A 13,119-nucleotide genomic window follows, 5' to 3' on the forward strand; every position below is an offset into this window, starting at 1 on the left:
GGCGGTGGTGTTGTGAGTGAAAGCCATATAACTAGGACTAGGTTGAGGAGGGTTGCTCCTTGTTGGATGTTAACAATTTTGAGTACATGAAAATCGGCCTGGCTTCCCCGGAGAAGATTCGTTCTTGGTCCCGAGGTGAAGTCAAGAAGCCGGAAACGATTAACTACCGTACATTGAAGCCGGAGAAGGAAGGCTTGTTCTGCGAACGTATTTTTGGTCCTCAGAAGGACTGGGAATGTCATTGCGGCAAGTATAAGCGCGTTCGTTATAAAGGCGTTGTGTGCGATCGCTGCGGCGTTGAGGTTACTCGCGCGAAGGTTCGCCGCGAACGCATGGGCCATATCGAGCTCGCTGCTCCTGTATCTCATATCTGGTACTTTAAAGGCATTCCGAGCCGGATGGGCCTTGCGCTGGATATGTCTCCACGATCCCTGGAGGAAATTATTTATTTCGCTTCGTATGTCGTGACTGACCCAGGTGATACACCTCTCGAAAGAAAACAGCTGCTGTCCGAGAAGGAATACCGCAGCTACCGTGAGAAGTACGGGTACGGATTCCAGGCTGGTATGGGTGCCGAGGCTGTGAAGAAGCTTCTGCAGGACCTGGACATTGATAAAGAGCTGGAGTTCTTGAAAGAAGAGCTGCGTACCGCTCAAGGGCAGCGCCGTAACCGTGCGATCAAACGGCTGGAGGTTATTGAGGCCTTCCGTAACTCCGGTAACAATCCGGAGTGGATGGTTATGGATGTGCTTCCGGTCATTCCGCCGGAGCTGCGCCCGATGGTTCAGCTGGACGGTGGACGTTTTGCGACATCGGACCTGAATGATTTGTATCGCCGCGTCATTAACCGGAACAACCGTCTGAAGCGTCTTTTGGACCTGGGTGCGCCGGATATTATCGTTCAGAATGAGAAGCGGATGCTGCAGGAAGCGGTAGACGCCCTCATTGACAACGGACGCCGTGGTCGTCCGGTAACCGGTCCCGGCAACCGTCCTTTGAAATCTCTCAGCCATATGCTGAAGGGTAAGCAGGGCCGTTTCCGTCAGAATCTGCTGGGTAAGCGGGTAGACTACTCCGGCCGTTCGGTTATCGTAGTCGGTCCTTACCTCAAAATGTATCAGTGCGGCCTACCGAAGAAGATGGCACTGGAGCTGTTCAAGCCTTTTGTGATGAAAGAGCTCGTGAACAAGGGTCTTGCCCACAACATCAAGAGTGCTAAACGCAAGGTAGAACGCGTAAGCCCTGAGGTGTGGGACGTTCTTGAAGAAGTTATTAAGGAGCATCCGGTTCTGCTGAACCGTGCCCCAACTCTGCATAGACTCGGAATCCAGGCGTTCGAGCCGATTCTGGTAGAGGGTCATGCAATCCGTCTGCATCCGCTCGTATGTACGGCCTACAACGCCGACTTTGACGGTGACCAGATGGCGGTGCACGTACCGCTCTCGGCGGAAGCTCAAGCAGAGGCGCGTCTGCTGATGCTGGCCTCCGGTAACATTTTGAACCCGAAAGACGGCAAGCCAGTCGTGACTCCGTCCCAGGATATGGTTCTCGGCTCCTTCTACCTCACGATGGACAACAAAGAGGAAAAAGGCACCGGCATGATTCTGGGTAGTGTCAACGAAGCAGTGTCCGCTTATCAGCGTGGTGCTGCAGGACTGCATGCACGCGTAGCCATTCCGGTGAAGGCATTGGGCAAAACCAGCTTTACCGATAAGCAGCAGCAGGCTATGCTCGTGACAACGGTCGGGAAGATTATTTTTAACGAAATTTACCCGGCAACCTTCCCTTATATCAACGAACCGACTCGTGAGAATCTGTTCCAGGGCACTCCGGAGAAGTTCTTTGTATATGAAAAAGGCGCTGACATCCAGGAGGTTATTCAGAACCTGCCAATCAGCGGGGCAGTTGGCAAAGAATACCTGGGTCAAATCATTGCACGCTGCTTTGAAACGTATCATACAACCGAGACCTCTGTGATTTTGGATAAAATCAAGCAGCTCGGCTTTACGTATTCCACACGTGCAGGCGTCACTGTTGCAGTATCCGACGTTATTGTACCGGATGAGAAGAACGAGATTCTGAAGGAATCTGACGATAAGGTCAGCGTCGTTATGAATCAGTACCGCCGTGGTCTGATTACAAATGAAGAGCGCTATGACCGCGTTATTGATATCTGGTCCAAGGCGAAGGATGATATTACCGAAGTGCTCATGAAGTCGATGGACCGCTTCAACTCCATCATGCTCATGGTAGATTCCAAGGCACGGGGTAACAAATCCCAGATCACACAGCTCGGCGGTATGCGCGGTCTGATGGCGAACCCGTCCGGACGAATCATTGAATTGCCGATCAAATCGAACTTCCGTGAAGGTCTGACGGTACTCGAGTACTTCCTGTCCACGCACGGTGCGCGTAAAGGTCTGGCCGATACGGCGCTGCGTACAGCGGATTCCGGTTACCTTACCCGTCGTCTGGTTGACGTGGCCCAGGATGTCATTGTACGTGAAGATGAGTGCAGCACGGATAAAGGCTTCACTGTAAGCCGGATTCAGGACGGTAAGGAAGTAATCGAGGATCTGTATGATCGGATTGAAGGACGTTATTCCTTTGAAACCGTTCGTCATCCGGAAACAGGAGAAATTCTCGTGAACCGTAATGAGCTTATTGACTCCGATAAGGCAGATGCTATCGTAAAAGCTGGCGTCGAGAAGCTTCAAATCCGGTCTATTCTAAGCTGTCGTGCCCGTCACGGCGTCTGCAAAAAATGCTACGGCCGCAACCTGGCTACCGGCAAATTTGTGGAAATTGGCGAAGCTGTAGGTATTATCGCAGCCCAATCCATCGGGGAGCCGGGAACCCAGCTCACGATGCGTACGTTCCATACCGGGGGCGTAGCGGGTGATGATATCACGCAGGGTCTTCCGCGTATTCAGGAGCTGTTTGAGGCCCGGAATCCGAAAGGTCAGGCTACCATCAGTGAGATTGACGGAGTCGTGAAAGAAATCCGTGAAACCAAGGACCGCCGCGAGATTGAGATCCAGGGTGAAGCGGAGACCAAGGTGTATTCTGTCACCTACGGTTCCCGTCTGCGCGTAAGCGAAGGCAAACAAATCGAAGCCGGGGATGAATTGACCGAGGGCTCAATTGACCCTAAAGAAATGCTGCGCATTAAAGGAATCCGCGGCGTGCAGAACTATATCCTTCAGGAAGTTCAGCGCGTATACCGGAACCAGGGCGTAGAAATTAACGATAAGCACGTGGAAGTCATGATCCGCCAGATGCTGCGTAAATTCCGCATCGTTGACGCGGGAGATACCAGCCTGCTTCCAGGCTCCTTCGTGGATCTGCACGAATATGAGTCTGCGAACAAGGTGGCGATCCTGTCGGGTAAAGAGCCGGCAGTGGCGAAGCCGGTGCTGCTCGGTATTACCAAGGCATCTCTGGAGACAGATTCATTCCTGTCCGCGGCCTCCTTCCAGGAGACAACCCGCGTACTGACAGATGCTGCAATCAAGGGCAAAGTTGACCAGCTGCTCGGTCTGAAAGAGAATGTAATCATTGGTAAGCTGATCCCTGCAGGAACAGGTATGAACCGTTACCGCAGTGTGAAGTTTGAAGGCCAGGACGAAGTCTCGGACAACCAAGAGCTGGAAAGTGTAAACGCGGAGTAATCTGCACTGAATAGAATCCAAAGAGGCGGCTGCAGCGGCACGAAATCCGGCAGCTGCAGCCCAGCCTCTTAAATTCTAACTGTAATTATATAAATGCTTGACATCGCTATATGCAGATGCTAATATAGCAAAGGTGCTTGAGCATCAGCTCTATTCCTGTTCTTTTGGAGGGTATGTTCGTGTCTGGTGATAAGAAATGGCAGGACGCTCAACTGAAGATCGGTACGAAGCAAACCATGAAGGCCGTGGAGAACGGTCAGGCTGCTGAGGTATATGTAGCCGAAGATTGCGACAAGCGTTTGATAACGAAGATTGTATCCCTGTGTCAGAAGCATGGTGTGGATATAACGTATGTGCCAACAACGAGGCAACTCGGCGAGGCGTGCGGAATCGAAGTCGGTGCTGCGATGTCAGCAGTCTTGAAATCTTAGGTTAAGAAACTGTTTTTGTTGCAGGAGGTCACTTCTGTCGGCAAAAACTTTTCATTTGTTCTTTTATGAACCGCCTGGGTCTGTGGACTTAAATCAGGTTTGTAACTGAATGACAAATTGAGGAAGGGGGTGGCAGCATGCCAACAATTAACCAACTGGTCCGTAAAGGTCGTCAAGCTAAAGTTTACAAATCGAAATCTCCGGCTCTGCAAAAAGGCTTCAACGCTTTGAAACGTGAGGAAACCGATTTGAGCGCTCCGCAAAAACGCGGTGTTTGTACTCGTGTAGGTACAATGACGCCGAAGAAGCCGAACTCCGCGCTTCGTAAATACGCGCGTGTACGCTTGACTAACCGTATCGAGGTTACAGCTTACATTCCGGGTATCGGTCATAACCTGCAGGAGCACAGTGTAGTACTGGTTCGTGGCGGTAAAGTAAAAGACCTTCCGGGTGTACGTTACCACATCGTTCGCGGCGCACTTGATACCGCTGGTGTGAACAACCGGATGCAGGCTCGTTCCAAGTACGGCGCGAAGCGTCCTAAAGCGAAGAGCTAATTCATACAACCATCAACAAGCTAGCTTAACATAAAGAAAGGGGGATATCCATGCCACGCAAAGGTCCAGTTACTAAAAGAGACGTGCTGCCAGATCCGGTTTATAACAGCAAGCTGGTTACTCGTCTGATCAACCGCATTATGCTGGATGGTAAAAGAGGTGTAGCACAAAGCATCCTTTACAACGCATTCAACCTGATCCAGCAGCGTACCGGCAATGATCCGATGGAAGTGTTTGAAGCAGCCATCAAGAACATCATGCCAGTATTGGAAGTTAAAGCACGCCGTGTCGGCGGTGCAAACTACCAGGTGCCGATCGAAGTTAAACCTGAAAGACGTACATCCCTGGGATTACGTTGGCTCGTAAACTACTCCCGCAACCGCGGCGAGAAGACAATGGAAGAGCGTTTGGCGGCTGAGATTATCGATGCTTCCAACAACACAGGCGCTTCTGTTAAGAAACGCGAAGACACGCACAAAATGGCTGAAGCGAACAAAGCGTTTGCTCACTACCGTTGGTAGGATTAAGCCGTTCATAAAACTTCAATTTTGAAGGGAGACTATTGTCATGGCAAGAGAGTTCTCCTTGAAAAATACACGTAATATCGGGATCATGGCGCATATTGACGCTGGTAAGACGACCACCACAGAGCGGATCTTGTTCTACACAGGCCGTACGCACAAAATCGGTGAAGTTCACGAGGGTGCGGCTACAATGGACTGGATGGAGCAGGAACAGGAGCGCGGGATCACGATTACTTCCGCTGCGACTACCGCTCAATGGAAAGGTCATCGCGTTAATATTATCGACACCCCGGGACACGTTGACTTCACAGTAGAAGTTGAACGTTCCCTTCGTGTATTGGATGGGGCAGTAGGTGTATTCAGTGCTAAAGAGGGCGTAGAGCCTCAGTCCGAGACCGTATGGAGACAAGCAGACCGCTACGGCGTTCCGCGGATCGCATACGTGAACAAGATGGACATCATCGGCGCGGACTACCTGAATGTTGTGAAAGACATGAGAGACCGTCTGCAAGCGAATGCGGTAGCTATTCAGTTGCCAATCGGCGCTGAGTCTGACTTTGTAGGAATCATCGATATCGTTGAGGAAAAAGCTTATATGTATAAGGATGACCTCGGCCAAAATATCGAAGAAGCTGAAATTCCAGCGGACTACAAGGATCAGGTAGAAGAGCTCCGCAATGAGCTGATCGAGAAGGTTGCAGAACTGGATGAAGAGCTGACCATGAAATACCTCGAAGGAGAAGAAATCTCCATAGCTGAGCTGAAAGGTGCTCTTCGTAGAGGTGTAGTAGAGGTTAAGATCTTCCCAGTGATTTGCGGCTCATCTTACCGCAACAAAGGTGTTCAGCTGATGCTGGATGCAGTTATTGACTATCTGCCGGCTCCAGTTGACGTACCAGACATTAAAGGTACACTGGAAGACGGAACAGAAGCAATCCGTAAGTCTGGTGACGACCAGCCGTTCTCGGCTCTGGCGTTCAAGATTATGACGGACCCTTATGTGGGTAAACTGACATTCTTCCGCGTATACTCCGGTATTCTGCAATCCGGTTCATACGTATTGAATGCTACTAAAGGCAAGCGCGAGCGGATCGGACGTATCCTTCAAATGCACGCGAACAGCCGTCAAGAAATCTCTGAAGTATACTCCGGAGATATCGCAGCAGCTGTAGGTTTGAAAGATACAGGCACAGGTGATACACTGTGTGATGAGAAGAATCCGGTTATTCTGGAATCCATGAACTTCCCGGATCCAGTAATCGAGATCGCTGTGGAGCCAAAGACCAAAGCGGACCAGGACAAGATGGGTGTCGCTCTTGGTAAATTGACGGAAGAGGATCCAACTCTCCGTGCTCATACTGATGAAGAAACCGGTCAAACGATTCTTGCAGGTATGGGTGAGCTTCACTTGGATATCATCATCGACCGTATGCGTCGTGAGTTCAAGGTAGAGACCAATGTGGGTAAACCACAGGTTGCTTACCGTGAAACCTTCCGCACCCCAGGTCGCGTTGAGGGTAAATTCGTTCGTCAGTCCGGTGGTCGTGGTCAATACGGTCACGTTTGGGTTGAGTTCGAACCTCTGGAGCCGGGTACTGGCAACCAGTTCGAGAGCAAGATTGTCGGCGGTTCCGTACCTAGAGAATATGTTGGTCCTGCACAGCAAGGGATTGAGGAGCAAATGAAGAACGGTGTACTCGCCGGCTTCCCTCTCGTTGACGTTAAGGCAACGATTGTTGACGGTTCCTACCATGATGTCGATTCCAACGAAATGGCGTTTAAAATCGCCGGCTCCATGGCATTGAAAGCAGCTAAAGACAAGTGTAAGCCTGTCCTGCTTGAGCCAATCATGAAAGTGGAAGTTACCGTCCCTGAGGAATACATGGGCGACGTAATGGGTATGCTGAACTCCCGTCGTGGACGCATCGAAGGTATGGATGCTCGCGGTGGCGCTCAAATTATCCGTGCGAAGGTGCCTCTGTCCGAAATGTTCGGTTACTCCACAACCCTGCGTTCCGGTACACAAGGACGCGGTGTGTTCTCCATGGAACTCTCTCATTATGAAGAAGTTCCGAAGAACATCTCCGAAGAAATCGTGTCCAAGAACAAAGGCGGAGAATAATAACGTTTTACCTGTCGGAGCGGAGGGCGGAAACTTCATCGTTGCCGCAGCTCCCAACCGGCCCAAACATATATATCCCCTTAAGGAGGAATTGTTCAAATGGCAAAGGCTAAATACGAACGTACGAAACCCCATGTTAACATCGGTACTATCGGTCACGTCGACCATGGTAAAACTACGCTGACTGCAGCAATCACAACTGTACTGTCCAAAACTTACGGCGGTGCTGCTGTAGCATTCGATCAAATCGATAAAGCTCCAGAAGAGCGCGAGCGCGGTATCACAATCTCTACTGCACACGTAGAGTACGAAACTGACAACCGTCACTATGCACACGTTGACTGCCCAGGTCACGCTGACTATGTTAAAAACATGATCACTGGTGCAGCTCAAATGGACGGAGCAATCCTGGTTGTATCCGCAGCTGACGGCCCAATGCCGCAAACTCGTGAGCACATCCTGCTGTCCCGTCAGGTAGGCGTTCCTTACATCGTCGTATTCCTGAACAAATGCGACATGGTTGAAGACGAAGAGCTTCTGGAACTGGTAGAAATGGAAGTTCGCGATCTCCTGAGCGAGTATGACTTCCCAGGCGACGATACTCCAATCACTCGTGGTTCTGCTCGTGAAGCGCTGACGAATCCGGATGGCGAATGGGCTCAAAAGATCGTTGAAATGTTCAAAACGATCGATGAGTACATCCCTCTTCCAGAGCGCGACACTGACAAGCCTTTCCTGATGCCTGTCGAGGACGTATTCTCCATCACTGGTCGTGGTACCGTTGCTACAGGTCGTGTAGAGCGTGGTACTGTTAAAGTCGGCGACGAGATCGAAATCGTTGGTATTCAAGAAGAAACTAAGAAATCCGTTGTTACGGGCGTTGAAATGTTCCGTAAATTGCTGGATTCCGCTCAAGCGGGCGACAACATCGGCGCACTGCTGCGCGGTGTAGACCGTACTCAAATCGAGCGTGGTCAAGTACTGGCAAAGCCAGCTTCCGTTAAGCCGCACACTGAGTTCACTGCTCAAGTGTACGTGCTGAGCAAAGAAGAGGGCGGACGTCATAAGCCTTTCTTCACTGGCTACCGTCCACAGTTCTACTTCCGTACAACTGACGTAACTGGCGTTATCAACCTGCCAGAAGGCGCAGAAATGGTTATGCCTGGTGATAACATCACTGTAACGGTTAACCTGATCTCCCCAATCGCGATTGAAGAAGGAACTAAGTTCTCCATTCGTGAAGGCGGTCGTACAGTAGGTGCGGGTTCCGTAGCTACAATCATTAAGTAATATAAAGACTTAACGTCTGATTATAAAGCAACAGTGTACTGGAACGAGCAACAATGTGATGTCCCGTAGAAGAGTCTGGCTTAGCAGCCAGACTCTTTTTTAATGAAAATCTGCTGAGATCTTTAGCTTTGTTTGGAAGTGTATTCCTGCCAGATAAAACGGTAAAGATAAATTATAAAGAAAAGCTTGCATTGAGCCTATCTATTCTATATAATAATGAATGTTGTTCTGCGACGTTGCGATGATGTGAGAGGTTACTGACACACCCGGCCCCTTTGCCATGGAGCAGGTGGTTAGAAAATTTTCACGGAGTATGTCCGATACCAAATTGGGCGATAGAAGGAGGGAAAATAAAATGGCAAAGCAAAAAATCCGTATTCGTTTGAAAGCTTACGACCACAGAATTCTTGATCAATCCGCTGAGAAAATTGTTGAAACAGCAAAGCGTTCGGGTGCCGGCGTATCTGGTCCGATCCCATTGCCAACTGAGAAACAAGTAATTACCATTCTCCGTGCGGTACACAAGTACAAGGATTCTCGGGAACAGTTCGAGATGCGCACACATAAGCGTCTGATCGACATTGTGAACCCGACTCCACAAACTGTGGATGCCTTGATGCGCTTGGACCTGCCGTCCGGTGTAGATATCGAAATCAAGCTGTAATATACGAAATTTATTGAGAAGAGAAAAGAGGTGTCAACATGAAAGGTATCTTAGGGAGAAAGCTCGGAATGACTCAAGTATTTACCGCTGAAGGTAATGTAATTCCTGTTACTGTTATCGAAGCAGGTCCTTGTGTTGTTTTGCAAAAGAAAGATCTCGAGAACGACGGCTACGAAGCGATTCAGGTCGGATTCTCTGACAAGAAAGAAAAGAACGCCAACAAGCCAGAGGCAGGACATGCGAAAAAAGCTAACACTGCACCTAAGCGCTACGTTCGCGAAATTCGCGGTGTTGACCTCGCGTCTGTCGAGGTTGGCCAAGAGCTGAAGGCTGATGTCTTCGCTGAAGGCGAGTTTGTTGACGTAACCGGTATTTCTAAAGGTAAAGGATTCCAAGGTGTTATCAAGCGCTGGGGCCAAAGCCGCGGACCTATGTCCCACGGTTCCCGTTATCACCGCCGTCCGGGCTCCATGGGTTCCATTCAAGCGAACCGTGTTCCTAAAGGCAAGCGCCTGCCAGGTCACATGGGCCATAACACTGTAACAATTCAGAAGCTTGAAGTCGTTCGTGTAGATACAGAGCGCAACGTACTGCTCGTGAAAGGTTCCATTCCAGGACCTAAGAAAGGCTATGTACAAATTAAAGAAACGGTGAAGAAGTAATCTCGCCTGAAGAAAGGAGGAACAATCAATGCCTAAAGTAGCACTTTTTAGTATCGACGGCAGCCAAGTGGGTGAAGTGGAACTGAATGATTCCGTCTTCGGAATCGAGCCTAACGCTCATGTTCTGCACAGCGCAGTATTGCTGCAGCGTGCTTCCCTGCGCCGTGGTACACACAAAGTTAAAGGACGTTCTGAAGTACGCGGCGGCGGACGCAAGCCGTGGAAACAGAAAGGTACTGGTCGTGCCCGTCAAGGTTCGATCCGTTCACCGCAATGGAAAGGCGGCGGCGTCGTATTTGGACCGACTCCACGCAGCTATTCCTTTAAATTGCCGAAGAAGGTTCGTCGTCTAGCGATCAAATCCGCGCTTTCCTCGAAAGTACAGGATAACAGCATCATCGTGCTGGATCAGCTGACAATGAACGCTCCAAAGACCAAAGAGTTTGCTAACATTCTCAGCAACCTGAAAGTGGGAAGCAAAGCTCTGATCGTGGCTCCTAGCTATGATGACAATGTAGCCTTGTCCGCTCGTAACATCCCTGGTGTGAAGTTTGTAGCGGCTGATGGCATTAATGTTCTTGACGTACTGACGTACGATCAACTGATCATTACGAAAGAAGCAGTCCAGAAGGTAGAGGAGGTGCTCGCGTAATGAAGGATCCTCGCGATATCATTAAGCGCCCAGTGATCACGGAACGTACGGCTGACTACATGGCTGAGCTGAAATATGCTTTTGAAGTAGACATTCGTGCGAACAAGACGGAGATCAAGAAAGCTGTTGAATCCATTTTCAACGTAAAAGTTTCGAACGTTAACACCATGCGTGTTCCTGCGAAGCCGAAGCGTTATGGCCGTCACTCCGGTTACACATCGGAATGGAAGAAAGCTATCGTAACTCTTACTGCTGACAGCAAGCCGCTTGAGTTTTTTGAAGCAGTTGAATAAAAATCTGTAAAGTTAGGAGGGAAACACAGTGCCTATTAAAAAGTATAAACCGACATCCCCGGCTCGACGCAACATGTCCGTGTCGACGTTTGAAGAAATCACAACAAACCAGCCGGAGAAATCGTTGCTGGCGCCTCTGAGCAAAACAGCAGGCCGCAACAACCAAGGTAAAATTACAGTTCGTCACCATGGCGGCGGACATAAGCGTAAATACCGTATCATCGACTTTAAGCGTACGAAGGACGGCATTCCAGGTCGCGTTGCTACTATCGAATACGATCCAAACCGTACTTCCAACATCGCTCTGATCCATTATGCAGACGGTGAGAAGCGTTATATCATCGCTCCTAAAGGCTTGAAGGTTGGAGACCAGGTCGTTTCCGGCGCTGGTGCTGACATCAAGATCGGTAACGCACTTCCACTGGAGAACATTCCGGTCGGTACCGTTATCCACAACATCGAGCTTCAACCAGGTAAAGGCGGACAGCTGGTTCGTGCAGCCGGTACTGAAGCACAGCTTCTCGGTAAGGAAGAAAAGTATGTTACAATTCGTCTGACTTCCGGTGAAGTACGTCACATCCTGAAAACCTGCCGCGCGACAATCGGCTCCGTTGGTAACGGCGATCATGAGCTGATCAAGATCGGTAAAGCAGGCCGTAGCCGCTGGCTGGGTCAACGTCCTGAAGTTCGCGGTGTTGTAATGAACCCTAACGATCACCCTCACGGTGGTGGTGAAGGCCGCGCTCCAATCGGACGTAAGTCTCCAATGTCTCCATGGGGTAAACCAACCCTGGGTGCGAAGACTCGTAAAAAAGGAAAAGCTTCTGACAAATATATCGTTCGCCGCCGCACGAAGTAATACACATTGTGCATAACTTCGTGTCACGTGCGAGTGACGAGACAATTTGGTGAAGGGAGGATTACCATATGAGCCGTAGTTTGAAAAAAGGACCTTTCATTGACGGATATCTGCTCAAAAAAGTGGAGGAGCTGAACAGCACGGAGAAAAAGGTTGTAATTAAAACCTGGTCCCGCCGCTCCACGATTTTCCCGCAATTTATCGGTCACACATTCGGAGTATACGATGGCCGTAAACACGTGCCAGTATACGTAACGGAAGACATGGTAGGACACAAGTTGGGCGAGTTCGCGCCAACCCGTACCTACAAAGGTCATGAAGACGATAAGAAAACCAGAAGATAATTTTGATAGCTCTTTGTTTGAGAGGAGGTTAAACCCATGGAAGCAAAAGCACATGTAAAATCGATTCGGATCGCTCCTCGTAAAGCTCAACTGGTAGTTGACTTGATCCGCGGTAAGCAGGTCGGCGAAGCAATTGCAATTCTTCGTCACACTCCGAAAGCTGCTTCACCGGTTGTAGAGAAGCTGCTGAACTCGGCGATCGCAAACGCTGAGCATAACTATTCTTTGGACGTTAGCAAGCTGGTCGTAACTCAAGCTTACGTCAACCAAGGTCCGACAATGAAACGTTTCCGCCCTCGCGCGATGGGACGTGCAAGCCGGATTAACAAACGCACCAGCCATATTACTTTGGTGGTAGCTGAAAAATAAGGAGGGAAAACGTGTGGGTCAAAAGGTAAATCCAGTAGGACTCCGTATCGGAATTATCCGTGACTGGGAATCCAAATGGTATGCAGGCAAAGATTTCGGTGATCTTTTGCTGGAAGACGTGAAAATCCGTGAATACCTGAAGAACAAGCTGAAAGATTCCGCTGTATCCCGTATCGAGATCGAGAGAGCAGCGAATCGCGTGAACGTAACCATCCATACTGCGAAACCAGGTATGGTTATCGGTAAAGGTGGTTCGGAGGTTGAAGTACTGCGCGGTCAAGTGACTAAAATCGCTGGCGGCAAAAAAGTCCACATCAACATTTCCGAAATCAAAAACCCTGAGATCGACGCAATTCTTGTTGCCGAGAGCATTGCACAACAGCTGGAGCGTCGTGTATCGTTCCGTCGTGCTTTGAAGCAAGCAATCCAAAGAACTATGCGTGCCGGAGCTAAAGGGATCAAAACATCGGTCAGCGGACGTCTTGGCGGCGCCGAGATCGCTCGTACGGAAGGCTACAGTGAAGGAACTGTTCCACTTCATACGCTTCGTGCAGACATTGACTACGGTACAGCAGAAGCGCATACGACTTACGGCCGTATCGGCGTGAAAGTATGGATCTATCGTGGAGAGGTTCTTCCTACGGCTAAGAAACAAGCTGCTCAGGAAGGAGGCAACTAATC

General features: G+C 49.8%; 14 protein-coding genes. All 14 read left to right on the plus strand.

Annotated elements, in window-relative coordinates; genetic code table 11:
• Positions 1 to 59: 59 nt before the first annotated feature.
• The gene (gene rpoC / locus ACH6EH_RS17355; protein WP_397333247.1) at positions 60 to 3,671 is read left to right on the plus strand and encodes a DNA-directed RNA polymerase subunit beta'; all 3,612 of its coding nucleotides are present in this window, start codon (positions 60 to 62) and stop codon (positions 3,669 to 3,671) included.
• 179 nt (positions 3,672 to 3,850) lie between these two features.
• Entirely contained in the window at positions 3,851 to 4,102 is a 252-nt protein-coding gene (locus tag ACH6EH_RS17360) for a ribosomal L7Ae/L30e/S12e/Gadd45 family protein (RefSeq protein WP_138227152.1), read from the plus strand.
• A 137-nt stretch (positions 4,103 to 4,239) separates the two neighbouring features.
• The gene (gene rpsL, locus ACH6EH_RS17365) at positions 4,240 to 4,659 is read left to right on the plus strand and encodes a 30S ribosomal protein S12 (protein ID WP_138227151.1); all 420 of its coding nucleotides are present in this window, start codon (positions 4,240 to 4,242) and stop codon (positions 4,657 to 4,659) included.
• A 50-nt stretch (positions 4,660 to 4,709) separates the two neighbouring features.
• On the plus strand, positions 4,710 to 5,180 hold the full coding sequence (gene rpsG / locus ACH6EH_RS17370; RefSeq protein ID WP_138227150.1) for a 30S ribosomal protein S7: 471 nt from the start codon (positions 4,710 to 4,712) through the stop codon (positions 5,178 to 5,180).
• Between the two features lie 46 nt (positions 5,181 to 5,226).
• A complete protein-coding gene (gene fusA, locus ACH6EH_RS17375; RefSeq protein ID WP_138227149.1) occupies positions 5,227 to 7,305 on the plus strand; it encodes an elongation factor G in 2,079 nt (692 codons plus the stop codon).
• Positions 7,306 to 7,404: 99 nt separating this feature from the next.
• The gene (gene tuf / locus ACH6EH_RS17380) at positions 7,405 to 8,595 is read left to right on the plus strand and encodes an elongation factor Tu (RefSeq protein WP_138227148.1); all 1,191 of its coding nucleotides are present in this window, start codon (positions 7,405 to 7,407) and stop codon (positions 8,593 to 8,595) included.
• 355 nt (positions 8,596 to 8,950) lie between these two features.
• Positions 8,951 to 9,259 carry a 30S ribosomal protein S10 gene (rpsJ, locus tag ACH6EH_RS17385; RefSeq protein ID WP_006676490.1) on the plus strand — a complete coding sequence of 103 codons (309 nt, stop codon included), beginning with the start codon at positions 8,951 to 8,953 and terminating at the stop codon, positions 9,257 to 9,259.
• 38 nt (positions 9,260 to 9,297) lie between these two features.
• Entirely contained in the window at positions 9,298 to 9,921 is a 624-nt protein-coding gene (gene rplC / locus ACH6EH_RS17390; protein ID WP_138227147.1) for a 50S ribosomal protein L3, read from the plus strand.
• Positions 9,922 to 9,949: 28 nt separating this feature from the next.
• Positions 9,950 to 10,573 carry a 50S ribosomal protein L4 gene (gene rplD, locus ACH6EH_RS17395; RefSeq protein ID WP_138227146.1) on the plus strand — a complete coding sequence of 208 codons (624 nt, stop codon included), beginning with the start codon at positions 9,950 to 9,952 and terminating at the stop codon, positions 10,571 to 10,573.
• Positions 10,573 to 10,866 carry a 50S ribosomal protein L23 gene (gene rplW, locus ACH6EH_RS17400; RefSeq protein ID WP_138227145.1) on the plus strand — a complete coding sequence of 98 codons (294 nt, stop codon included), beginning with the start codon at positions 10,573 to 10,575 and terminating at the stop codon, positions 10,864 to 10,866. The genes rplD and rplW overlap by 1 nt, the downstream gene beginning before the upstream one ends.
• Positions 10,867 to 10,894: 28 nt before the next feature.
• Positions 10,895 to 11,725 carry a 50S ribosomal protein L2 gene (gene rplB / locus ACH6EH_RS17405; RefSeq protein WP_138227144.1) on the plus strand — a complete coding sequence of 277 codons (831 nt, stop codon included), beginning with the start codon at positions 10,895 to 10,897 and terminating at the stop codon, positions 11,723 to 11,725.
• A gap of 68 nt (positions 11,726 to 11,793) precedes the next feature.
• Complete coding sequence (gene rpsS, locus ACH6EH_RS17410) at positions 11,794 to 12,069, plus strand: 30S ribosomal protein S19 (RefSeq protein WP_138227143.1); 276 nt, start codon at positions 11,794 to 11,796, stop codon at positions 12,067 to 12,069.
• 36 nt (positions 12,070 to 12,105) lie between these two features.
• Positions 12,106 to 12,438: a 50S ribosomal protein L22 gene (gene rplV, locus ACH6EH_RS17415; protein WP_138227142.1), complete on the plus strand. Its 333-nt coding sequence runs from the start codon at positions 12,106 to 12,108 to the stop codon at positions 12,436 to 12,438.
• A gap of 13 nt (positions 12,439 to 12,451) precedes the next feature.
• The gene (gene rpsC / locus ACH6EH_RS17420) at positions 12,452 to 13,117 is read left to right on the plus strand and encodes a 30S ribosomal protein S3 (protein ID WP_046680965.1); all 666 of its coding nucleotides are present in this window, start codon (positions 12,452 to 12,454) and stop codon (positions 13,115 to 13,117) included.
• Positions 13,118 to 13,119: the final 2 nt, after the last annotated feature.

The organism is Paenibacillus sp. JSM ZJ436 (assembly GCF_044383795.1).
Lineage (GTDB): Bacteria > Bacillota > Bacilli > Paenibacillales > Paenibacillaceae > Paenibacillus_AQ > Paenibacillus_AQ algicola.

Coding starts and splice junctions, on each gene's coding strand:
- rpsL (WP_138227151.1), top strand. CDS start 4,240: ATGCCAACAATTAACCAACTGGTCCGTAAAGGTCGTCAAGCTAAAGTT.
- rpsS (WP_138227143.1), top strand. CDS start 11,794: ATGAGCCGTAGTTTGAAAAAAGGACCTTTCATTGACGGATATCTGCTC.
- rplD (WP_138227146.1), top strand. CDS start 9,950: ATGCCTAAAGTAGCACTTTTTAGTATCGACGGCAGCCAAGTGGGTGAA.
- rpsG (WP_138227150.1), top strand. CDS start 4,710: ATGCCACGCAAAGGTCCAGTTACTAAAAGAGACGTGCTGCCAGATCCG.
- rplC (WP_138227147.1), top strand. CDS start 9,298: ATGAAAGGTATCTTAGGGAGAAAGCTCGGAATGACTCAAGTATTTACC.
- rplW (WP_138227145.1), top strand. CDS start 10,573: ATGAAGGATCCTCGCGATATCATTAAGCGCCCAGTGATCACGGAACGT.
- fusA (WP_138227149.1), top strand. CDS start 5,227: ATGGCAAGAGAGTTCTCCTTGAAAAATACACGTAATATCGGGATCATG.
- rplV (WP_138227142.1), top strand. CDS start 12,106: ATGGAAGCAAAAGCACATGTAAAATCGATTCGGATCGCTCCTCGTAAA.
- tuf (WP_138227148.1), top strand. CDS start 7,405: ATGGCAAAGGCTAAATACGAACGTACGAAACCCCATGTTAACATCGGT.
- rpsJ (WP_006676490.1), top strand. CDS start 8,951: ATGGCAAAGCAAAAAATCCGTATTCGTTTGAAAGCTTACGACCACAGA.